Source organism: Cytobacillus oceanisediminis (assembly GCF_007830235.1).
GTDB lineage: Bacteria > Bacillota > Bacilli > Bacillales > Cytobacillaceae > Cytobacillus > Cytobacillus oceanisediminis.
In genome coordinates, this window is the sequence record NZ_VLKI01000010.1 from 54,383 (window position 1) to 77,196 (window position 22,814).

Consider the following 22,814-nt stretch of genomic DNA (forward strand, 5'->3'; position numbering starts at 1 on the left):
CTGAAGGCGCGAGATCCTCGAAAATGCTATCACATTTTCTTCGTGCGGTGTCCATTCGAGGAAGCTTATTCAACGTCCTACGGGAGTAGCTTACCAAGGGAGACCCGCAGACGCAGAGCGTCGAGGAGGCTCCCGGTAGCCCCGTGGTTCGCTGAGTGCCCCGTGCTGAAATCAACGGGCAGAATTCATAAGCTATAACAACATTCATGAGAAAAGAGCCTAAATAAATAAAACAGGCGAATGCATTCTACACACATCCGCCCGCAATGTTATTCCTTCTCAGGATCAACCGTTATATCTTCACCGATATATTTTTTGCTGATTTCTGTGAGTGTTCCATTCTCGCGAAGTGTTTCCAGAGCTTCATTTACTTTTTCCAAGAGCTCTTCATTATCCTTTGCAACTGCGATTGCCTGCTCACTGCGTCCAATAAGCTCTTTTCCTTCAATTTCCATACCTGCGCCAATCGCTTCTTTTCCTGTTATAAAGTCTGTAATAACAGCATCATGCTTGCCTTTGCTTAATGCTTCCAGGGCTACAACATCACTGTCGTAAAATTGAATATTATCTGTGACTTCTTCTGCATTTGCAGTATATGTAGAGCCTTTAGATACGGCGATTTCCAAGCCTTCCAAATCTTCAAGTGTTTCAACAGAACTATCTGGGCGCACATAAATTTGCGGACCTGAATAGTAGTAAGGCGTCGAGAAGTTGACAGCCTGTAAGCGTTCTTCAGTAATTGTATGGCTGGCTACAGCTGCATCAAAACGGCCGGATTTTACGCCTTCCACAATACCTCCAAATTTAAATTTATTCTGAACCGGCTCGAGTCCAAGCTCTTTTGCTACAGCTTCTGCTACTTCAATATCAAAGCCGCTCATGCTTCCATCATCATTTGTAAAACTAAAAGGTTTGAACTCACCTGATGCCGCATACGTAAACTTTCCATCTTCTACAAGGTCCATTCCATCTTTAGACGCTTCCTCTGATCCACACGCAGCCAGGATCAATACGAAAGCAGCTGCTATAATTCCTTTTAACCAATGTCTCACTAGTCTAAATTCCCCCTTCAGTTTCTCTCTTTTATAAATACCCTTTAACTTTATCATTCTTTTAAAATTTTCTCAAAATTCATATTTTATGATAATTCATGATAAACAATGATATGGCCGATTCTCATCAACTGACATGCCCTTTGCTCCATTATGTCCTTAGATCCTCGTTTATCCTGCAAATTCCTTTTGATTCGACAAAGCCAAATCGGTTTGCTTATCTTTCCACACAGCTTCGCATCTTCTGCCAGGTTATACACACCTAGTCATATCCGCCTGCTCCTTAAGCACGAAAAAATCCCGCTGCAATATACAGCGGGATTCTTTTACATATAGCTTAGCAGTGCAGACCAAGCCTGATCTTTTCCATACCCTGTTTCCGAGGAAAACATGATAATCTGGTCATTCTGGTCAATATCCAATGTTTCTTTTGTTATCTTCATATGCTTTTGCCACTTGGACTTTGGTATCTTATCCGCTTTTGTGGCAATCACTACACAAGGAATGTCATAATGTTTTAAAAAGTCATACATCATGACATCATCATTTGTTGGAGGATGCCGCAAATCAACAATCAGAACAACTGCCTTTAACTGCTCTCTGTTTGTTAAATAGGTTTCAATCATTTTACCCCATGCTTCACGTTCTTTTTTAGATACCTTTGCATAACCATAGCCTGGTACATCTACAAAGTGCAGCATCTCATTAATGAGGTAGAAGTTTAATGTTTGCGTTTTTCCTGGCTTGGAGGAGATTCTCGCCAGTCCCCTTCTATTGAGCATTTTATTGATAAAAGAGGATTTCCCGACATTTGAACGGCCAGCAAGGGCAAACTCCGGCAATTCACTGTCAGGGTATTGATCCGGCTTTACAGCACTGATGACGATTTCTGAGCTGGTTACTTTCATGCTTGTGCACCGCCGTTCAGGGCATGCTTCAGTACTTCATCTACATGTGACACCAAAACAAAATCAAGTTCCTCCCGGATGCTTTCCGGGATATCCTCGATATCTTTCTCATTATCTTTTGGTAGGATAATTTTGGTCAATCCGGCACGGTGTGCACTTAATGATTTCTCTTTTAAGCCGCCGATAGGGAGGACCCGTCCCCTTAGTGTAATTTCGCCTGTCATTCCCACTTCTTTGCGGATCGGTTTTCCTGACAGGGCTGATACCAACGCTGTAGTAATGGTTATACCAGCTGATGGTCCATCCTTTGGAACAGCCCCCTCCGGAACATGAATATGGATGTCATGTTTTTCATGGAAGTTCTCATCAATGCCAAGTTCCTTTGCTTTGGAACGTACATAACTGAACGCAGCTTGTGCAGATTCCTTCATGACATCTCCCAGCTTGCCTGTTAAGACAAGCTTTCCTTTGCCTGGCGAAAGGGATACTTCAATTTGCAGCGTGTCGCCGCCGACAGTCGTATATGCCAGCCCGGTGGCAACACCAACTTGGTCCTCTTGCTCCGCCTGGCCGTATCGGAACTTTGGTTTTCCAAGAAACTCTTCTACATTCTTTGCAGACACAATGACTTTCTTCTTGTCCCCTGAGACGATGATCTTGGCTGTTTTCCTGCAAATTGTAGCAAGCTGGCGCTCCAATCCGCGGACTCCAGCTTCACGGGTATAATAACGGACTACCATTTGCAGCCCATCTTCGCGAATTTGAAGCTGAGACTTGGAAAGCCCATGTTCCTTTACTTGCTTTGGAAGCAGGTGGTCTTTTGCAATGTGTATTTTCTCCTGCTCGGTATAGCCGGCAATTGTGATAATTTCCATTCTGTCCAGCAATGGGCCTGGTATTGTTCCCAGATTATTTGCTGTTGCAATAAACATAACCTTGGAAAGATTATACGTTTCTTCAATGTAATGATCGCTAAAGTTATGGTTTTGCTCCGGATCTAGTACCTCTAGCATGGCTGATGAAGGATCTCCGCGAAAGTCTGAAGACATCTTGTCTATTTCATCAAGTAAAAACACAGGATTATTTGTACCTGCTTTCTTCATTCCCTGGATGATGCGTCCCGGCATGGCTCCTACATACGTTCTTCTATGGCCACGGATCTCTGACTCATCCCGTACCCCTCCAAGAGATACCCTTACAAAATTCCGGTTAAGCGAGGTTGCGATTGATCGTGCCAGACTTGTTTTACCAACTCCTGGAGGTCCTGCAAGACATAGAATAGGACCTTTAAGGGAGTTTGTCAGTTTCTGGACGGCAAGGTATTCAAGAACCCGTTCCTTAACCTTTTCAAGGCCGTAATGGTCTTCATTGAGAATACGTTCCGCTTTACGGATGTCCAGATCATCCTCCGTTGCATTTGACCATGGCAATGTAACAAGCCATTCAATATAGTTTCGGATGACGGCACTTTCAGCAGAACTGGATGGAACCTTTTCATAACGATCGAGTTCCTTTAATGCTGTTAGCTGGACATGCTCCGGCATGCCTGCTTTCTCGATTTTATCAGTAAGATCGGCAATTTCTCCTGTCTTGCCTTCCTTGTCCCCTAGCTCCTTTTGGATTGCTTTCATCTGTTCCCGCAAATAGTATTCCTTTTGCGTTCTTTCCATTGACTTTTTAACGCGCTGGCCAATCTTCTTTTCCAGGTTCAGAACTTCCTTTTCATTATGGATGATTTCAATAACCTGGTTCATGCGTTCCTTTACATCAATTGTTTCAAGAATTTCCTGCTTCTCCTTGAGCTTCAAAGGCAAATGCGAAGAGATGATATCTGCCATACGGCCCGGCTCTTCTATATCTGCAACCGAAGAATACGTTTCTGCAGAAATTTTCTTCGAGACCTTTATGTATTGCTCAAAATACTCCAGCATTGTTCTCATTAAAGCCTGGTCTTCCACATCCTTAGTATCAGGATCCTCAAAGACCTTAACACTAACGGAATAATGTTCAGCTTCTTCTTGAAATTGGATGATTTCAGCCCTTTTCAGCCCTTCAACCAGCACACGGATCGTTCCGTTTGGGAGCTTGAGCATCTGCTTTACACGGGTAAGCGTACCCATGTGATACAAATCGTCCTCAGACGGTTCATCTATAGATATATCTTTTTGCGTTGTTAAGAAAATTAAATGGTCACCTACCATTGCTTTTTCAAGGGCCTGCACCGATCTCTCACGGCCTACATCCAAGTGAAGAACCATGGTCGGATAAACAAGCAAACCCCGAAGCGGCAGGAGGGGGACGATGATTTCTTTCTTTTTCGCCATTCCTTTGCACCTCCAAATGCATATCTTTTTAACCCCAAAATTGCTAATAATTTCTTTGTACAATTCTATCGTATTTATTAAACAGTGTCTATCAAAGAGAAAAGCGGATGACTGTATCGGAAAAACTAACTGATAATTACACTTTATCCTTCTTTACGCAAATAAAACTTCGGTTTGTAGCCTAAACTGCAAACCGAAGTTTTTTACCGCTATTAGCGGAAGGCGCTTGACCGGGAATTTAATCCTTAGATTCCCCGGTATGCCTGAGCTAGACCACTAGATGCTCTCTTTTTTCGATAATTCGATTGAAGCGGTTATAGCTTGCTCTTTGTGAAAATCTTTTAGTAGGGCCAATTCAAATACTTCATTTAAATGGCTTACAGGTACAATTTTTATGCCTGTGATTTCTTTTAGTATGGATTGCATATTTTCTTTCGGGATAATCACGGTTTGGGCTCCTGCTTTTTTGGCAGCTTTCACTTTTGGATATACTCCCCCAATTGGCTTTACGTAGCCATGAATGCTGATTTCTCCAGTCATGGCCAGAGTATGGTCAACCGGGCGCTTATAAATCGCAGAATAAATTCCCGTCGCCATGGCAATACCAGCCGAAGGCCCGTCTATCGGAACACCGCCCGGGAAGTTAACATGAATATCATACTCATCTGCCGGGACCCCCATTGACCTGAGAACAGTTATTACATTTTCAATTGACCCTTTGGCCATACTTTTTCTGCGGATTGATTTTCCTTGCCCGCCAATGCTTTCTTCTTCCACAATCCCTGTAATATTAATACTGCCCTTCTCTTTAGCCGGTATCACTGTAACTTCTATATCAAGCAGGGCACCTGAATTTGGCCCATAAACTGCCAGGCCGTTTACAAGGCCGACCGCTGAATTGGAATTGATTTTCCGTTCCATTCTCGGGGTAAGCTGGCTCGACTGTATTACCCACTCAATATCCTCATCTTTTATGTAACCTCTATCTTCTGTAATGGCAAGCCCAGCCGAAATTTGAACCATATTTACAGCTTCACGGCCATTTCTTGCATAATTCGCCAGGATTCCCAGTGCATTTTCACTTATTTTAAGATTGACTTTATCAGCAGCTTTTTTCCCGATAACCGCAATTTCTTCTTCGGCCAATTCCCTGAAAAATACCTCCATGCACCTAGAACGAATAGCTGGCGGGATTTCATTTGGCGTTCTGGTCGTTGCCCCAATTAACCGGAAATCAGCCGGAAGCCCATTCTTAAAAATATCATGAATATGATTTGGAATTTGTGTATTTTCTTCATTATAATATGCACTCTCAAGAAATACTTTACGATCTTCAAGCACCTTCAAAAGTTTGTTCATTTGAATAGGGTGGAGTTCTCCAATTTCATCAATAAACAGCACCCCTCCATGAGCATTTGTAACTGCTCCTTGTTTAGGCTGTGGTATACCCGCCTGTCCCATTGCACCCGCTCCCTGATAGATAGGATCGTGGACAGAGCCTATGAGAGGATCAGCAATTCCCCGTTCATCGAACCTGGCTGTTGTGGCATCCAATTCAATAAATACGGAGGATGGCTGAAATGGAGACTTCTCATTTTTCTTCGCTTCCTCTAAAACCAATCTGGCTGCAGCCGTTTTCCCCACACCGGGAGGCCCATAAATAATGACATGCTGAGGATTGGGTCCGCACAATGCTGCTTTCAGAGATTTAATTCCGTCTTCCTGCCCGACAATATCCGCGAAGCTGGTTGGACGCACTTTTTCAGCCAATGGCTCTGTTAAAGATATTGAGCGCATCTTTTTTAATACATCCATTTCTTTTCTTGATTCCCGGTCAATTGAAACCTTTTGTGTCCGCTGGCTTCTTAGCAAATTCCAAAAATAAAGCCCGATGACAATTCCAAAAAACAATTGGATAAATAAAGCAATCCCCGTCCAACTCATTGTGTTCCCTCCTGCATTATTAGTTCTCGCTGATAATGCTAGTATCTCCCTCACTGAGTTGGAATAAACAAGGAATTCACTTAAAAGTATGGAAAGAAGACGGCAAAGGGAAGGAAGCTAAAACTCCCTTTAAAGGCATAATTCATATAAAAATGGCCAGGCCCATAAGGGCTGGCCACATAATCATGCAGAAGTTTTGCGTTCTTCTTCAACAACTGTTCCATCCTCTAAAACAAGCTTCGGAGTACCGTTGTCGATAACTGTTTCTTTTGTGATAATACATTTTTTAATATCTTCACGTGAAGGAAGATCAAACATGACATCCAGCATAATTCCTTCAATAATGGAACGGAGTCCGCGTGCCCCTGTCTTTCTTTCAATTGCTTTTTTAGCAATCTCTTCAAGAGCACCTTCTTCAAATTCAAGTTCTACATCATCTAGCTCAAGCATTTTTTGATATTGTTTAACAAGTGCGTTTTTAGGCTTCGTTAAAATCTCAATCAATGCTGCTTCATCAAGCTGTGAGAGGCTTGCAATAACCGGAAGGCGTCCGATAAATTCCGGAATTAAACCAAACTTCAGCAAGTCTTCTGGAAGTACCTTTGCTAGGAGATCCTTTGGTTCGATTTCTTTTTGTTTTTGATCAGAGCCGAAGCCAATTACCTTCTGGCCAAGACGGCGTTTAATGATTTGCTCGATGCCATCGAATGCACCGCCGCAAATAAATAGGATATTGGTTGTATCGATTTGAATGAATTCCTGATGCGGGTGCTTACGGCCGCCTTGAGGCGGTACGCTGGCAACTGTACCTTCCAGGATTTTCAATAAGGCCTGCTGTACACCTTCACCTGAAACATCGCGAGTAATGGAAGGGTTTTCCGACTTTCGTGCTACTTTATCAATTTCATCGATATAAATAATCCCTTTTTCAGCCTTTTCAACATCATAGTCTGCTGCCTGGATCAGCTTTAAGAGAATATTTTCAACATCCTCTCCAACATACCCAGCCTCAGTCAATGAAGTTGCATCAGCGATGGCAAACGGAACATTAAGAATACGTGCCAGTGTCTGGGCAAGCAATGTCTTACCGCTTCCTGTCGGCCCGATCATGGCGATATTACTTTTTGATAGTTCTACTTCATCAATCTTACTGTTGGAATTGATGCGCTTATAGTGGTTATACACCGCGACAGATAAAGATTTCTTTGCCTGATCCTGGCCTATAACATATTCATCAAGAATATCACGGATTTCGGCCGGCTTCGGCACATCCTTGAATTCAACTTCTTCTTCTGTACCAAGCTCTTCCTCAACAATTTCTGTGCAGAGCTCAATGCATTCATCACATATATAAACCCCTGGTCCGGCAACTAGTTTGCGAACCTGGTCCTGTGTCTTTCCGCAGAAAGAACATTTTAATTGCCCTTTTTCATCATTAAATTTAAACAAATCCTTCACCCCTTGAAAGAAACTTCAAAACGATATATTAAGCTTGCGAAATCACATGCAATCAATTCATATTCAGCCAACAAGAAAAGCAAAGAGCACCTGCCTACCGGCTTAAGAACTTTAGCCGATGGCGCTCTGAGCTATACAGCATACAAAAAAGCGGAAATATCTGTTAAAGGCACCTGAAATCCTGTCAGTAGCCCATCTTTAATAATTCACACTTTCTTAAAAATCAAAACCTTCAGCAGTTATGTATTGCATTGTAACACATTTTTACAGTGGACAGGAAATGATAACTCTTAGAAACCGAGTAGATTATGTATGCAGGCATGTGATGGTAATCCGCAAAGAAAAACAGGCTGAATTTATATGTACTTCCATAAGCTTAACCAAAAATGGCTAAATTAAGTCGGCCCCTCAGACCGATAATTAAATTAACTATATATATGTATTTGTATTCCTGTCCATGTCAAATATGTCGTAAAACTTTTCACTTGGCAAAAGATACAAGGGCACTTTGTGCTGTTAAGTATAGTCTAGATTGTATAAAACAAGGCACGATAAACTCGCGCCTTGTTTCTATTACTTCTATTATGCAACAGTTTTACTATTTTCCACAAGGAAATCAACTGCTTTTTTAATTTGAAGATCTGCTTTTAGGCCTTCAAGGCTTCCAAGCGCTTGTTTGATCTGGTCAACAGACATGTTGTACATTTCTGCCATTTTGTTAAGTTCTTCTGTCACTTCTTCGTCCGCTACTTCAATGTTTTCTGCTTTTGCGATTGCTTCAAGAGTAAGGTTTACGCGTACACGCTTTTCAGCTTCCTCTTTCATTTGTTCGCGCAATGCAGCTTCATCTTGACCAGAGAACTGGAAGTATAATTCAAGGTTCATGCCTTGCATTTGAAGGCGCTGTTCGAATTCCTGCATCATGCGGTCAACTTCAGTGTCCACCATTGCAGAAGGAATTTCAACTTCCGCATTTGCAGCAGCCGCTTCTACTACAGTGTCACGAACATGATGCTCAGCTTCATGCTTCTTGCTTTCTTCTAAACGGGTTTTGATTTTCTCTTTTAATGCATCCAACGTTTCAACTTCTTCGTCGGCATCCTTAGCAAATTCATCATCCAGCTCAGGGAGCTGTTTCGTTTTGATTTCATGTACTGTTACTTTGAAAGTTGCAGGCTTGCCAGCTAACTCAGCAGCATGGTATTCCTCTGGGAAAGTCACTTCAACATCTTTTGATTCACCAGCAGCAGTTCCAAGCAATTTTTCTTCAAAACCTGGGATGAATTGGCCTGAACCAAGTTCAAGTGAGTAGTTTTCAGCTTTTCCGCCTTCGAAAGCTTCTCCATCAACGAATCCTTCAAAGTCCATAACAACTGTATCGCCGTTTTCTGCTTTGCCTTCTTCTTTAACAGCTAGTTCAGCTTGTCTTTCCTGAAGGGAAGTTAACTCATTGTTAACATCTTCATCAGTAACGTTTGTATCAAGCGGCTGAACTTCAAGGTCTTTGTATTCGCCAAGCTTTACTTCTGGCTTAACAGTTACTGTAGCTTTGAAGATTAGGCTCTTGCCTTGTTCAATTTGCTCTACATCAATTTCAGGACGGTCTACAGGTTCAATTCCTGTTTCGTCGATTGCATTTGCATAAGCTTCAGGAAGAAGATAATCTACTGCATCCTGGTATAAAGATTCAACTCCGAAACGCTTTTCAAACATTCCGCGAGGCATTTTACCTTTACGGAATCCTGGTACGTTTACTTGCTTAACTACTTTTTTAAATGCAGCGTCTAAACCTTCGTTTACTTTCTCTGCATCTACTTCAATTGTAAGAACCCCGCGGTTCCCTTCTAACTTTTCAAATTTAGCAGACATACAATCATTTCCCTCCAAAAATCTATTATCATTTCATTCACAGCAGAATGTTATGAATATCCCTTGTTTTGCAAGCCATATCCATGGATTAAATGTATATATACACATAATACAACCATTATATTATAACATACGTACCCGGTCTTTCAACATTGAAGGCTAAATATTGGGATAAGAAATTTCTTCTATCTTTCTTATGAAGGCTAAAGCTTGTTCAACTTCTTCTTCAGATGCCCCGTATATTTGTCCGAGCTTGTCATTAGAATCACCCAGGCCATGGTACTCGTTTGCAAGACTATGGTATGCCGCGGCCCAGGATGCTGCATTAGCCGGTTGGACCTCAAGTGGATAGAGCATAAAGAAATGCCTTTGAATGAGGCTTTTTGTATTTTCATATAGTATGGGGTCTTCCTGCTCCAGCTGGGCACCCAACCGGCTTATAAGCGTTAAAAGCTGCGGCTGCTGGTGTACCGGCGGAAGCTCCGAAGGCTTAATCTGAATGCTTTTATCAAATTTCCGCAGCAATACTTCTTTATCATACTCATGCTCTGACAGCACATTTAAAAGCATTGTTTTAAAAAAAGGATGACCCTCGCTGGATTCAAGGTATGCTTTAATGTCTTCTACATAAGGCCTTATATTATGCTCTGCCAGCTGTGCAGCCAGCTGCATTTGCTCATTTTGATCCTTATAAGAAAATAGATTAAGCTTTTTATTTTTAAATTCTTCTATAGGTAGAGCTTCTTTCTCCCGTTCTTCCGGTTTTGAACTAGCCATTTTTCTGCTGAATTCAAGCATTCTGCTAAAATGCTCAAATTTCTCCTTCGGAATTTCCCTCTCTTCCAGCAGAACCTCAATGGTTGCAACGATCTCACTATATTGATGAAGCTGAACAAGGATCATTAAATATAAATCCATTACCTGTATGTAATCTCCAATACCTGATTGAAGCATTTTATTAGCTAGGTCTTTTGCTTTATGAAGTCCGCCGGCTTCAAAATAAGCCAGAACGAGCCCTATATGGATATCGGTATTATCAGGTTCGATCTCCATCGCTTCCTCAAAGAAACGGATAGATTCTTGATACCTTCTTTGCTGAAAGCTCTCAAGCCCTTTTTCCAACAATCTTTTCTCAATTCCGGGAAATAGAATAATTTTACTGTTTGGTTTTTTCCGTTCCCGTTTGTCCATGCTAGTACCGCCTCAACTTATATTTTTGAAGTTAGTTTAGCATGAAATAGTAAAAAAACAAAAAGATTCACGGCATCAGCCATGAATCTTCTAATATTTAATGTTGCACAAGCTCATTTTTCTCGAAATCTGCAATGTTATCTTCTAATTGCAGAGTTATCTCGATCTCATCCCAGCCATTAATCAGCATCTTCTTCCAATAATCATCGATAGAGAATTGGGCGGTGAAGCCTTGCCCATCTTCAATATTTTCATTTTGAAGGTCAATCTTCAATTCATAAGGCTGGTTCTTTGCACGCTCAAGCAAATAATTCACCGTTTCAGCAGGCAGGCTGATAGGCAATAGACCATTCTTTAAACAGTTTTGATGAAAAATATCAGCAAAAGAAGGTGCGATTATCACTTTAAAACCAAAATCTCCCAGTGCCCAGGGAGCATGCTCACGTGAAGATCCGCAGCCAAAATTTTCATTCGCAATAAGAATAGGAGCACCCTGGTTTTCTTCCTTATTCAGTTCAAACTCCTGGTTGGGTTCTCCCTCTTTAGTAAATCTCCAGTCATAGAAAAGATATTGGCCAAATCCTGTCTTTTCAATTCTTTTTAGGAATTGCTTAGGGATAATTTGATCTGTATCTACATTCGCCCTGTCTAGAGCAACTGCTTTTCCTTGTAAAGTTTTAAATCCGCTCATTCTGCTCTCCTCCTTCTTATTGAACTGTTTCCGCTGCCAGCAAAGCGCCCACGTCCACAAAGTGTCCGTACAATGCAGCTGCAGCTGCCATCATTGGGCTGACAAGATGTGTTCTTGCTCCAGATCCTTGGCGTCCCTCAAAATTGCGGTTTGAGGTTGAAGCACAATGCTCGCCGCTCGGCACAATATCATTGTTCATGCTCAGACACATACTGCATCCTGATTCTCTCCATTCGAAGCCAGCTTGCTTGAAAATAACATCAAGGCCTTCAGCCTCCGCCTGCTTTTTCACTTGTTGCGAACCGGGAACAACAAGCGCTCTAACTTGCGGATGAACATTTTTGCCTCTGATGATTTCTGCTGCCTGTCTCAAGTCCTCTAATCGGGAATTCGTGCACGACCCAATGAAAACGTGCTGAATTTGAATGTCTTCAATTTTTTGTCCTTCCTGCAAGCCCATATAAGCTAAAGCTCTGGATAGCGATTTTTTTTCGAGCTCGGTTTCACAATCCTCAAGCTTTGGAATTTGTTCAGTCACTTTTGAGGTCATCGATGGGTTCGTCCCCCAGCTGACCATTGGTGCAATATCAGCTGCATTAATTTCGATGGTTTTATCGTAGGCTGCATCCGGGTCTGAAGCAAGTTCTTTCCAGCTTTCAACTGCTTGCGCGAAGTCTCCCCCTTTTGGAGCATACTTTCGTCCTTCGAGATAGGCAAACGTCGTTTCATCGGGACTAACCAGCCCTGCTCTGGCTCCACCTTCGATTGACATATTGCAAATTGTCATTCTTTCTTCCATCGTCATATTGGCAATGGCATTCCCGCAATACTCAATAATATGGCCGGTCCCAAAACCAATCCCATTTTTGGCAATCACATAAAGAATGACATCCTTTGCTGTAACACCCTTATTCAATTCACCATTAATTTCCAGCTTTAATGTTTTAGGCTTTGTTTGCCATAAGGTCTGGGTTGCCATCACATGCTCCACTTCACTTGTGCCTATTCCAAAGGCAATGGATCCAAAAGCGCCATGTGTAGAGGTATGGCTGTCACCGCATACAATAGTCATCCCCGGCTGTGTAAGCCCCAACTCCGGCCCGATGACGTGCACAATCCCCTGTTCAGGACTGTCCAGCCCGGCAAGCGGGATCCCAAATTCCAAGCAGTTTTGTTCAAGGGTGGTCATTTGGTTCAACGCCACCGGATCATTAATTACTTTTCGATTATCAGTAGGAATGTTATGGTCAACAGTGGCAAACGTTTTGTCTGGCCTTCTTACTTTTCTATTTTTCATTCTTAATCCGGAAAAAGCCTGAGGTGAGGTAACTTCATGCACTAAATGAAGGTCAATGTATATTAAATCCGGCTTTCCTTCTTCCCTGTGGACAACATGTTTTTCCCAAACCTTATCTACAATTGATTTTCCCATTATTTGCTCCACGCCCTTTTTAAAAGAAACACGGCCGATTAAGGCCGTGTTTCAGTTTTTAGTGATTAAATCTATGCATAAGCCCCCATGATATTTAAGATTGCTTCGTTATCCAGAAGAGTAGCCTTCACTTCTTCGATCATTTCCGATGTAGAAACCTGTTTTTTTCCGAATGACGCGATGTCTCTCGTACGGTAGCCTGCATCGAGTACTTGATTTACAGCATTTTCGATTGCTTCTGCTTCCTCTTCCATTCCAAAAGATAAGCGAAGCATCATAGCAGCCGATAAAATCATGGCAATTGGGTTGGCTGCATTCTTGCCTTCAATATCCGGTGCTGAACCATGGATTGGCTCGTATAAATATGGTCCATTCTCTGAAATGCTTGCAGATGGCAGCATCCCCAAAGAACCTGTCAATACGGATGCTTCATCGCTCAAAATATCTCCAAACATATTTTCCGTTACCACAACATCGAACTGCTTCGGATTTTTAATCATTTGCATAGCAGCATTATCCACAAGCATATGCTCTAAAACAACGTCCGGATATTGGTTTGAAATGTCCTCCGCTACCTCTCTCCACATTCTGCTTGATTCAAGGACATTCGCTTTATCGACGGATGTGACTTTTCCGCGCCGTTTTCTGGCAAGTTCGAAAGCCAGTTTAATTACACGGTGCATTTCTTCCTTTTGATAAAATAATGTATCAACTACTGCGTCTTCCCCGTTCTGCTGTGTACGTTCGCTTGGCTTCCCGAAATACAGGCCGCCGGTTAATTCCCTTACCATCAGCATATCAACGCCTTCTATAACTTCCTTCCTTAATGGCGAAGTATCTGAAAGGCTTGAATAATACTGGGTTGGCCGCAGATTCGCATATAAATTCAATTCTTTGCGAATCTTCAAAAGGCCCCTTTCAGGTCGAAGGTGGAGAGGCTGCTGATCCCATTTTGGACCTCCAACCGCTCCAAGCAATACCGCATCGCTTTCTTTGCAAAGCTCCATTGTTTCATCAGGCAGCGGAGTTCCTGCTGCATCAATTGCCGTTCCGCCGATTTTTCCGTATGAAAAATAAAATTGGTGCCCGAAACGTTCCCCCACAGCCTGCAGGACTTCAATTGCTCCCTTCACCACTTCTTTGCCGATTCCATCTCCAGGAAGTACCGCGATACGTTTTTTCATTTTAATCCCTCCGCCTAGTTTTTTAGTTTGAAAGGTGCCATAGAAGCGGCGCCTCTATCGTAATTTTTTTATCTTGCCTCAACTGCAGGAGCTGCTGTTTTCTTATTCATGTAAATCACTCTATTAACAGCATTCAAATAGGCTCTTGATGAAGCTTCCAGTACGTCCTGAGCTAATCCCCGGCCGCTGGTCTCCACTCCATCATACTTCAGTTTCACAAATACTTGGGCTAGAGCATCTCTGCCTGCCCCGACAGATTGAATCCGGTAATCAAGAAGGTTAACCGTTTCATTTACGCACTTTTCCAATGTGTTATAAAGTGCTTCTATGCTTCCTGCCCCCGTACCCGCTTCCTGGATAACCTCATTATTTGAACCTGAAAGGGTAACAGTCGCCGTTGGGACGGAATTGGTGCCATATTGGATTTGGATACCGATCAGCTCGTAGAAACGCTGTTCTTTGGAGAGCTTTTCTTCCAATACGATTGCAGCAAGGTCATCATCTGTCATCTCTTTTTTGCGGTCAGCCAAATCTTTAAATACCGTAAATAATGGTTTAACATCTTCATCTGAAACTTCAAGCCCCAGTTCCATCAGGCGATTTTTAAATGCATGCCGTCCTGAATGCTTTCCAAGCACCATAGAATTGGATTGGAAACCTACCAAATCTGGAGAAATGATTTCATAAGTTGTTTTCTCTTTCAACACGCCATCCTGGTGTATGCCTGATTCGTGGGCAAAAGCATTTCGTCCGACAATTGCTTTGTTGGCTGGCACCACCATGCCTGTAAGTTTGCTGACAAGGCTGCTTGTTCGGCTGATTTCCTCCAGGTTCAAGCGGGTTGATGCCTGATAGTGATCATTACGGATATATAGGGCAACCGCAAGTTCCTCCAACGCAGCATTTCCAGCTCTTTCACCTATGCCATTAATGGTTCCCTCGATCTGTGTTGCCCCATTTTCAATCGCTGACAAAGAATTGGCTATGGCCATCCCCAGATCATCATGGCAATGAGCTGAAAGGGAAACCTTATCTATAGAAGGAACATGATTTTTTAGGTATTGAAAAATCTCGCCATATTCCTTTGGAGTTGTATATCCAACAGTATCTGGTATATTGATAATCCTTGCTCCTGCCTTGATTACCTTCTCAATAATTTCAGCAAGGAATGGCAATTCAGTCCGTGTTGCGTCCTCTGCTGACCATTGAACAATCGGAAACTTGGCCGCAGCATATTTCACTGTTTCTACTGCTGTTTCAACTACTTCTTCTTTTGTTTTTTTCAATTTATATTGCCTATGGATGGGGGAGGTTGCCAGGAATGTATGTATTCTTGGCTCAGCTCCATCTTTTAGCGACTCCCAGGCAGCATCAATATCTGAAATAACTGCTCTGGCAAGCCCTGTTACCGAGCAGTTCCTGATTGATTGGGCAATTTTTTGCACGGAAGCGAAATCACCCTTTGAGGCAGCAGGGAAACCAGCTTCGATAATATCAACATTCAGGCGCTCTAGCTGTCTGGCAATTTCCAGCTTTTCCGAAAAATTAAGATTTACACCAGCTGACTGTTCGCCATCTCTTAAAGTTGTATCAAAAATTTTAATTGTTGGCACTGACAGCCACTTCTTTCTTTTTGCTGCTATTTACAAACGGCATCATTTTACGCAGCTCTCTTCCCACCTGCTCGATTGGATGCTCATTCTCTCTTTGGTTCACTGCGTTGAAAACTGGACGGTTTGCCTGGTTTTCCAAAATCCAGCCTTTTGCAAACTTTCCTTCCTGAATGTCCTTTAGAACTGCCTTCATTTCTTCTTTTACTCTTGCATCTACTACACGCGGTCCGCTTACAAAGTCTCCCCATTGAGCTGTATCAGAGATTGAATACCGCATTCCTTCCAAGCCGCCTTCATACATAAGGTCAACAATGAGTTTAAGCTCATGTAAACATTCAAAGTATGCTAATTCAGGCTGATAACCTGCCTCAGTAAGAGTTTCAAAGCCAGCTTTTACAAGTGAAGTCAGCCCTCCGCAAAGTACTGCCTGCTCCCCGAATAAATCTGTTTCAGTTTCTTCCTTAAATGTTGTTTCCAAAGCACCTGCACGAAGGGCTCCAATTGCTTTAGCATAAGCTAGCGCCAGTTCCTGCGCTTCCCCCGTTACATCCTGGTAGACTGCGAACAGTGCCGGTACACCTGCATCCTGTTCATAGGTTCTTCTAACAAGATGTCCTGGACCTTTAGGAGCAACAAGCAATACATCACATTCTTTAGGAGGTACGATTTGATTAAAGTGAATATTAAAGCCGTGGGCAAACATTAATGCCTGGCTGGTTAAATTCGGTTCGATTTCTTCCTTATACACCTTTGGCTGAAGTTCATCCGGCAATAGGATCATTACCACATCCGCCTGGGCAGTTGCTTCTCCTACTGTATATACTTGAAAGCCGTCTTCTGCTGCCTTTTCCCATGATTTCCCTTTACGAAGGCCAATTACAACATCAACACCGCTGTCCCTCATGTTTAAAGCATGTGCATGGCCCTGGGATCCGTAACCGATTACCGCTACTTTCTTTCCGTTTAAATATTCTGCATTTGCATCTCCGTTATAATACATTTTTGCCATTTTAAATCTCCCTCTCTTTTTTAAAGTTTTTTAGATTATTTATTTTCAATAAATTAACGTTAAACAATGGAATATGACTTCTGCTGCTGGGAAGAACGCTGTGTCCCCCTTGGAAATGCAGTCGTTCCGGTTCGGGCAAGCTCTTTAATGCCGTATGGTTTAATCAAGTCAATGAAAGCTTCCACTTTATCAGATTCTCCGGTTATTTGGATGGTCATGCTGTCTTTGCTTACATCTATAACCGAAGCCCTGAATGGCTCAATCAAAGAGTATATTTCATTTCTGGTGTAAGGAACTGCCTGAACTTTGATAAGAGCAAGTTCTCTTGCAACAATTGACTGATCAGTAATATCCGTAACTTTAATAACATCAATTTGCTTATTTAATTGTTTGGTAATTTGTTCGCTTGCCCTGTCATCCTCCACATGGACGACACAAGTTATGCGGGACATCCCTTCATGTTCGGAAAGGCCGACAGAGATGCTTTCAATATTAAAATTTCTTTTTGAAAATAGATTTGTAATTCTGTTCAGGACACCCGGCCGGTTCATAACAGTCAGGCAAATTACTCTTTTCATGGTTTAACACCTACCATTTCGTGAAGTCCTTTTCCAGGGGCAATCATTGGATATACATTTTCATCCGGATCGACTCTGAAATCCAAAAGCACCGGTTCACGGCTATGAAGCACATCATCCAAAATAGCCTCTGCCTCTTCTTCTGATTGGATTACATAGCCTTCAATGCCGTATGCTTCTGCCAGCTTAACAAACGATGGCTGTACAGGTATCTTGCTGTGTGAAAAGCGCGATTCATAAAAGATTTCCTGCCATTGGCGAACCATGCCAAGGGCCATATTATTTAAAATGACTATTTTCACAGGCAAATTCAGTTCTTTTATGACTGCCAGCTCCTGGGTGGACATTTGAAAACCGCCATCCCCACAAACAGCGAGGACACATGCATCAGGATCTGCCAGCTGTGCACCTATGCTTGCCGGAAAACCAAATCCCATAGTACCAAGACCGCCTGAGGTTACCCATCTGTCTGCTTTATTAAAGCGATAATACTGGGCTGCCCACATTTGATGCTGTCCTACGTCGGTTACCACAATCGCCTCTCCCCCAGTTTTGGAGTGGAGCATTTCCATCACTTTTTGAGGCTTTAAACCAGTTGTTTCTTTATCGTAGAAGTAAGGAAATTCCTTCTGCCATTGCTGGATGGTTTCGATCCATTCTTTGTGTGCAGGCGGTTTGCCGTCCTGCTGGATCAGCTGCTCAAGGGCTTCTTTTGCATCTGCCACAATCGGAATGGTTGTTGGAACGTTTTTGCCGATTTCTGCAGGATCAATATCAATATGGGCTACTGTTGCATTTGGTGCAAAATGATTTAAATTGCCTGTTAGCCTGTCATCAAAACGGGCACCAATATTAATAAGCAAATCACATTCTGTCAATCCCATATTGGCGGCATAGCAGCCGTGCATCCCTGCCATTCCAATGAATAACGGATGATTGGCCGGGAATCCTCCAAGCCCCAACAATGTATGGATAACCGGAATCTGCTGCTGCTCTGCGTACTCTTTTAATTCCTCGGAAGCTCTTGCATGCAGAACTCCAGCTCCTGCCAAAATGACAGGCTTTTTCGCTCTGCTTACTGCTTCTGTTAATTTGCGGATCTGCAAATAATTCGGCTTTAATGTTGGCTGATACCCCGGCAAATTAACTTCCTGTTCCTCTGGGGGCTCTGCTGCTAATGATGCGATATCTTTAGGAACATCAATGAGTACCGGTCCAGGTCTTCCAGTTGAAGCTATATAAAAAGCTTCCTTCACAACTCTTGGTATATCTTCGATACTGCGGATCTGATAGTTATATTTTGTGATAGGGGTTGTTATCCCAAGGATGTCAGCCTCCTGAAAGGCATCCGATCCAATAACGCCTGTTGCCACCTGGCCTGTAAAAACAATAAGAGGAAGTGAATCCATCATTGCATCCGCAAGTCCGGTTACAATATTTGTTGCTCCCGGTCCTGACGTGGCAATCACAACACCCGGCTTTCCTGAGATTCGGGCATATCCTTCGGCTGCATGAATTCCTCCCTGCTCATGGCGGGGCAAAACATGTAGAATCTTTGAGTCATACAGCTTGTCGTAAATTGGAAGAACAGCTCCTCCCGGATAACCAAAAATCACTTCAACATTTTCTTTCTCCAAGGCTCTTAATAACAGATCTGCACCGGTAACCGATTCGGTCTCCGTTTTTGTTTCTGTTAAGGCAGCTTCCTGCAACATTTGTTGATAACCTCCTCTTGTTTTTTACTCCAAAATAAAAAGCCCTTCCATCCCCATACACACCTATTGATACTAGGCTTAAGGGATGAAAAGGCTTTGTTAACCTGTTCCACGGTACCACCCTGATTCACGCTTAAATGCGTGCACTCATGAATAGCAAATCTGCTATCCGTTTTGATAACGGGTGAAGCACACCCGGCAGTCCCTACTTGATAATCATCTTTCAGGCCTGCGCTCCGAGGTGAGTTCATTTTATGAGGGCATTGCCGGTTTTCAGCAGCTCCGGCTCTCTGTGAACGCCTTGTCATAAAACTACTTATCCTCTTCCACGCTTTTCCTATTTGTTTAAATCCTTTGTCAGCTTACATGCGGAGCTGCTTGAGAGATTACCTTAACCCCTTCTGCCACAACCCGCTCCCTGAATTTCTCCAGGAGATGTTTGGTATAGCTTCCAGGGACGCCGTTGCCGATTGGCCGGCCATCCACTTTTACAACTGCGATGACTTCCGCGGCCGTGCCGGTTAAGAAAACTTCGTCAGCTGTGTAAACATCATGCCTTGTAAAGGGTTCTTCCTTCACTTCATATCCTTGCTCTCTCGCTATATCGATAACAGCGTTTCTTGTGATTCCTTCCAGCGCTCCAATATATCCAGGAGGAGTGTAGAATACCCCGTCCTTTATAATAAATACATTATCTGCTGAGCCTTCCGCCACATAGCCTTGATCATTTAGCATTAATGCTTCATTTACATTGGCCAATCGGGCTTCAATTTTGACAAGAATATTATTCAGATAGTTCAAGGATTTTACTTTTGGACTTAAAACATCGGGTCTGTTTCGCCGGGTTGCAACTGTTACAATTTCCAATCCTGTTTCGTAAAGGTGTTTAGGGAATATGGCCAAAGGCTCTACAATGATTACAACATTGGCCCCCCTGCAGTTGTTAGGGTCCAGCCCAAGATCGCCGACTCCTCTAGACACCACTATTCGAATATAAGCACTTTCATGCCGGTTTCGTTCAACCGTTTTTACCACCAGGTCAGTGAACTCTTCTTGTATATAGGGAATATTGAGCATAATTGACTTTGCTGATCGATACAGGCGATCCATATGCTCCTTCATTCTAAAAATATTTCCGCTATATACCCTGATACCTTCAAAAACACCATCGCCATATAGAAAACCATGGTCATAAACAGAAATTTTCGCGTTATCTTTTGTGACGAATTCTCCGTTTAAAAAGATCCACTGTTCAGGCACGAAAAACACCTCTCACTTAATACAAATAATTTAACACTTTAAACCATTGAATTTTTAGGTTAAAAAAATCTGCAAATTTTATTGCCGAAAATTTTATTTTTGCTTTTGCGATTCTGTTCAATTCAGGTTTTAATTTCTTATATTGAGGACTATCTTACGCCCATTTTTAACAGCCGTCAACACCCTTTTATGAATTATTTGATAATTTAGATTTGTTAGTTTTTTTGTATCCGCTTACATTGTTGATATATTCACATTCTTTGGGACAAAATTTTTTTGAAAATTTTCTTAGCAGAGGGGATTGCAGATACCTTTTCGGGAGTAAAGTGAAGGCTTTTCGCGGAACAAAAAAACTCACCTAAAAGGTGAGTAAAATTCGGTAAGATATGTAGTGTTGCTAGGTGTGTAAATGGCGTCCCAGGAGAGATTCGAACTCCCGACCGACGGCTTAGAAGGCCGTTGCTCTATCCTGCTGAGCTACTGGGACATATAAAATAATAACTAAAGTTTCGAGAAAGATTATCTCAAAGACAAGTTTTATTATATTAGACAAACAAACCAAAGTCAACACTTTATTAAAAAATATTTTTATTCGAGGGAAGCATAGCTCCCCTCAGTTATTATATTCAAGTTATTGCTTTTTTGCCAGTGAAAATTTTTGAGACAGTTCGGGAATTTTCCCTGTGGCTGTATCATAAACATCCAGGATGATATCTCTTTCCTTAGCCTCCAGAATTATATATGTTTTTTCTCTTATCCCCCTTGGCAGCCTGATGCTTCCGGGATTAATAAATAAGGTGTTATCAACCATTTCAGCTCCCAGATAATGAGAATGCCCAAAACATACAATATCCGCTTCCATTTCGCGTGCGCGGTATGAGAGGTTCACCAGGGTAGACTTTACCGAGTAGCTATGGCCATGTGTAACAAATAGGCGCAGCCCTCCAACTTCTTCAACACGATCTTCCGGGAACGCTGCCTCAAAGTCACAATTTCCCCTTACAACAGTATACCCTTTAATAGATTCGTCCTCAGCCTGCAGTTCAGAATCTCCGCAATGAATCAAAAGATCCATGCCAGTATGTTGGTCACGGATTTGCTTGAGTTCGGAAGTTAGTCCGTGGCTGTCGCTTAGGATAAGGATTTTCATGCTTTTTCATCTCCTGAAAGATAAGAAGGGAGCAGCTCTTCCAGCTTATTAAGTGCCTTTGCACGATGGCTGATTTGGCTTTTTTCTTCAGGCTTTAGCTCCGCCATCGCTTTTCTTTTCTCCTCCACTAAGAAAATAGGATCATAGCCAAACCCATGAGCACCTCTTTTTTCTCTTAAAATGAAGCCCTCGCAAGTCCCTGCAACTGTTAATGCTTCTTTCCCAGGTGCAGCAATTGCCAGAGCGCAGTAAAATCTCGCCTGGCGGCTGTTATCGGGTGTGTTTTCCATCTCCTTCAAAACTTTGTCCATGTTTTTCTGGTCGTCTTTTTCTTCACCCGCATACCGCGCAGAATAAATGCCAGGTCTGCCCTCAAGCGCGTCTATCATCAGTCCGGAATCATCGGCAATGACCATTCTTTTGAACGCTTTGGAAACAGTTTCAGCTTTTAAAATGGCATTCTCTTCAAAGGTGGTGCCGGTTTCTTCAACTTCAGGAAAGTCTGGATAGTCCAATAAAGTTTTGACCTCATAGCCAAGAGGTTTGAACATCCGTTCAAACTCCTTGGCTTTGCCTGCATTTTTAGTTGCGATTATAACTTCTTGCATTCTACGCCTTCCCCTCCAGCTTTTCTCTTTTGTTATTAATGCTTGTTGTGATTTTCTCTCCAAGGGCAGCCTTCTGGTGTTCAAACAGCTTTGAGATACCTCCTTGTGCAGCACTTAATAATTCCTGAAGCTGTGTATAAGAAAATGTCGCCTCTTCCCCTGTACCTTGAAGTTCTACAAATTCTCCGTTGCCCGTCATAACCACATTCATGTCCACTTGTGCTGAAGAGTCCTCAATATAATTCAAGTCTACTGCCGCATGCTTATTATCAAGTATTCCTACACTGGTAGCAGCAAGAAAATCATTTACAGGATATTGTGGAAGCTTTTTATTGCTGTAAAGCTTGTCCATTGCCTGTGCCATTGCAATGAATGCACCTGTAATAGATGCTGTCCGTGTGCCTCCGTCCGCCTGTATTACGTCGCAATCCAGCCAGACAGTCCTTTCTCCAAGTGCCTCCAAATCGACAACTGCACGGAGGGCACGCCCGATCAGACGCTGGATTTCCATTGTTCTTCCGGTAATTTTTCCTTTTGCTGCTTCTCTGATGTTTCTCTGTTCTGTAGCTCTTGGCAGCATCGAATACTCAGCTGTTATCCATCCTTTTCCCTGTCCCCTCATAAATGGCGGTACCCTCTCATCGATACTAGCCGTACAAATCACCTTTGTATCTCCTACTGTAATAAGGACAGAGCCTTCAGGATGCTTTAAGTAATCTGTTTCAATATGTATAGGCCTTAGCTGCTCTGGTTCACGTCCATCTGCACGCATGAGCTGATTCCCCCTTTAATTTCCGTATGGATATCCATTGATTTGTCTTTAGCAGG

At 42.6% G+C, this 22,814-nt stretch carries 18 protein-coding genes, 1 tRNA gene and 1 other annotated feature; all 19 genes read right to left on the reverse strand.

What is annotated here, in order from left to right:
* Positions 1-269: 269 nt before the first annotated feature.
* Positions 270-1,052 (reverse strand): transporter substrate-binding domain-containing protein, encoded by a 783-nt coding sequence (locus IQ19_RS16585; RefSeq protein WP_144543492.1) that lies wholly within the window; start codon positions 1,050-1,052, stop codon positions 270-272.
* A 326-nt stretch (positions 1,053-1,378) separates the two neighbouring features.
* Positions 1,379-1,960, reverse strand: coding sequence for a ribosome biogenesis GTP-binding protein YihA/YsxC (gene yihA, locus IQ19_RS16590; RefSeq protein ID WP_144543493.1), 582 nt, complete (start codon positions 1,958-1,960; stop codon positions 1,379-1,381).
* Positions 1,957-4,284: an endopeptidase La gene (lon, locus tag IQ19_RS16595; protein ID WP_144543494.1), complete on the reverse strand. Its 2,328-nt coding sequence runs from the start codon at positions 4,282-4,284 to the stop codon at positions 1,957-1,959. Before lon ends, yihA begins: the two co-directional genes overlap by 4 nt.
* A 276-nt stretch (positions 4,285-4,560) precedes the next feature.
* Positions 4,561-6,228, reverse strand: coding sequence for an ATP-dependent protease LonB (gene lonB / locus IQ19_RS16600; protein ID WP_144543495.1), 1,668 nt, complete (start codon positions 6,226-6,228; stop codon positions 4,561-4,563).
* Positions 6,229-6,411: 183 nt separating this feature from the next.
* Complete coding sequence (gene clpX / locus IQ19_RS16605; protein ID WP_144543496.1) at positions 6,412-7,677, reverse strand: ATP-dependent protease ATP-binding subunit ClpX; 1,266 nt, start codon at positions 7,675-7,677, stop codon at positions 6,412-6,414.
* Between the two features lie 591 nt (positions 7,678-8,268).
* Positions 8,269-9,555 (reverse strand): trigger factor, encoded by a 1,287-nt coding sequence (gene tig, locus IQ19_RS16610; protein ID WP_144543497.1) that lies wholly within the window; start codon positions 9,553-9,555, stop codon positions 8,269-8,271.
* A gap of 159 nt (positions 9,556-9,714) precedes the next feature.
* Positions 9,715-10,746, reverse strand: a complete 1,032-nt coding sequence (locus tag IQ19_RS16615; RefSeq protein WP_144543498.1) for a tetratricopeptide repeat protein — start codon at positions 10,744-10,746, stop codon at positions 9,715-9,717.
* A 97-nt stretch (positions 10,747-10,843) separates the two neighbouring features.
* Positions 10,844-11,437: a 3-isopropylmalate dehydratase small subunit gene (leuD, locus tag IQ19_RS16620; protein WP_144543499.1), complete on the reverse strand. Its 594-nt coding sequence runs from the start codon at positions 11,435-11,437 to the stop codon at positions 10,844-10,846.
* Between the two features lie 16 nt (positions 11,438-11,453).
* Positions 11,454-12,869: a 3-isopropylmalate dehydratase large subunit gene (leuC, locus tag IQ19_RS16625; RefSeq protein WP_144543500.1), complete on the reverse strand. Its 1,416-nt coding sequence runs from the start codon at positions 12,867-12,869 to the stop codon at positions 11,454-11,456.
* 71 nt (positions 12,870-12,940) lie between these two features.
* Positions 12,941-14,053, reverse strand: a complete 1,113-nt coding sequence (gene leuB / locus IQ19_RS16630) for a 3-isopropylmalate dehydrogenase (RefSeq protein ID WP_144543501.1) — start codon at positions 14,051-14,053, stop codon at positions 12,941-12,943.
* 68 nt (positions 14,054-14,121) lie between these two features.
* Positions 14,122-15,666, reverse strand: coding sequence for a 2-isopropylmalate synthase (locus tag IQ19_RS16635; protein WP_144543502.1), 1,545 nt, complete (start codon positions 15,664-15,666; stop codon positions 14,122-14,124).
* Positions 15,653-16,675 carry a ketol-acid reductoisomerase gene (gene ilvC, locus IQ19_RS16640; RefSeq protein WP_144543503.1) on the reverse strand — a complete coding sequence of 341 codons (1,023 nt, stop codon included), beginning with the start codon at positions 16,673-16,675 and terminating at the stop codon, positions 15,653-15,655. Before ilvC ends, IQ19_RS16635 begins: the two co-directional genes overlap by 14 nt.
* Positions 16,676-16,734: 59 nt before the next feature.
* Positions 16,735-17,253 (reverse strand): acetolactate synthase small subunit, encoded by a 519-nt coding sequence (gene ilvN / locus IQ19_RS16645; protein ID WP_110067439.1) that lies wholly within the window; start codon positions 17,251-17,253, stop codon positions 16,735-16,737.
* Positions 17,250-18,968: an acetolactate synthase large subunit gene (ilvB, locus tag IQ19_RS16650; protein ID WP_144543504.1), complete on the reverse strand. Its 1,719-nt coding sequence runs from the start codon at positions 18,966-18,968 to the stop codon at positions 17,250-17,252. Before ilvB ends, ilvN begins: the two co-directional genes overlap by 4 nt.
* Before the next feature lie 78 nt (positions 18,969-19,046).
* Positions 19,047-19,306: a binding site (T-box leader), on the reverse strand.
* 19 nt (positions 19,307-19,325) lie between these two features.
* Positions 19,326-20,228, reverse strand: coding sequence for a branched-chain-amino-acid transaminase (ilvE, locus tag IQ19_RS16655; RefSeq protein WP_144543505.1), 903 nt, complete (start codon positions 20,226-20,228; stop codon positions 19,326-19,328).
* Positions 20,229-20,638: 410 nt separating this feature from the next.
* Positions 20,639-20,715: transfer RNA gene (locus IQ19_RS16660), tRNA-Arg, on the reverse strand.
* 144 nt (positions 20,716-20,859) lie between these two features.
* On the reverse strand, positions 20,860-21,378 hold the full coding sequence (locus IQ19_RS16665) for a metallophosphoesterase (protein WP_144543506.1): 519 nt from the start codon (positions 21,376-21,378) through the stop codon (positions 20,860-20,862).
* Positions 21,375-21,986 carry an XTP/dITP diphosphatase gene (locus tag IQ19_RS16670; RefSeq protein ID WP_144543507.1) on the reverse strand — a complete coding sequence of 204 codons (612 nt, stop codon included), beginning with the start codon at positions 21,984-21,986 and terminating at the stop codon, positions 21,375-21,377. The genes IQ19_RS16665 and IQ19_RS16670 overlap by 4 nt, the downstream gene beginning before the upstream one ends.
* Before the next feature lies 1 nt (position 21,987).
* Positions 21,988-22,758: a ribonuclease PH gene (gene rph / locus IQ19_RS16675; protein WP_144543508.1), complete on the reverse strand. Its 771-nt coding sequence runs from the start codon at positions 22,756-22,758 to the stop codon at positions 21,988-21,990.
* Positions 22,759-22,814 lie beyond the last annotated feature (56 nt).

What these genes read in the sequence shown, in the direction of transcription:
- rph (WP_144543508.1), bottom strand. Translation starts at nt 22,758, where the DNA reads ATGCGTGCAGATGGACGTGAACCAGAGCAGCTAAGGCCTATACATATT.
- ilvN (WP_110067439.1), bottom strand. Translation starts at nt 17,253, where the DNA reads ATGAAAAGAGTAATTTGCCTGACTGTTATGAACCGGCCGGGTGTCCTG.
- IQ19_RS16670 (WP_144543507.1), bottom strand. Translation starts at nt 21,986, where the DNA reads ATGCAAGAAGTTATAATCGCAACTAAAAATGCAGGCAAAGCCAAGGAG.
- lonB (WP_144543495.1), bottom strand. Translation starts at nt 6,228, where the DNA reads ATGAGTTGGACGGGGATTGCTTTATTTATCCAATTGTTTTTTGGAATT.
- leuD (WP_144543499.1), bottom strand. Translation starts at nt 11,437, where the DNA reads ATGAGCGGATTTAAAACTTTACAAGGAAAAGCAGTTGCTCTAGACAGG.
- IQ19_RS16665 (WP_144543506.1), bottom strand. Translation starts at nt 21,378, where the DNA reads ATGAAAATCCTTATCCTAAGCGACAGCCACGGACTAACTTCCGAACTC.
- yihA (WP_144543493.1), bottom strand. Translation starts at nt 1,960, where the DNA reads ATGAAAGTAACCAGCTCAGAAATCGTCATCAGTGCTGTAAAGCCGGAT.
- IQ19_RS16615 (WP_144543498.1), bottom strand. Translation starts at nt 10,746, where the DNA reads ATGGACAAACGGGAACGGAAAAAACCAAACAGTAAAATTATTCTATTT.
- leuC (WP_144543500.1), bottom strand. Translation starts at nt 12,869, where the DNA reads ATGGGAAAATCAATTGTAGATAAGGTTTGGGAAAAACATGTTGTCCAC.
- ilvB (WP_144543504.1), bottom strand. Translation starts at nt 18,968, where the DNA reads ATGTTGCAGGAAGCTGCCTTAACAGAAACAAAAACGGAGACCGAATCG.
- tig (WP_144543497.1), bottom strand. Translation starts at nt 9,555, where the DNA reads ATGTCTGCTAAATTTGAAAAGTTAGAAGGGAACCGCGGGGTTCTTACA.
- lon (WP_144543494.1), bottom strand. Translation starts at nt 4,284, where the DNA reads ATGGCGAAAAAGAAAGAAATCATCGTCCCCCTCCTGCCGCTTCGGGGT.
- ilvC (WP_144543503.1), bottom strand. Translation starts at nt 16,675, where the DNA reads ATGGCAAAAATGTATTATAACGGAGATGCAAATGCAGAATATTTAAAC.
- leuB (WP_144543501.1), bottom strand. Translation starts at nt 14,053, where the DNA reads ATGAAAAAACGTATCGCGGTACTTCCTGGAGATGGAATCGGCAAAGAA.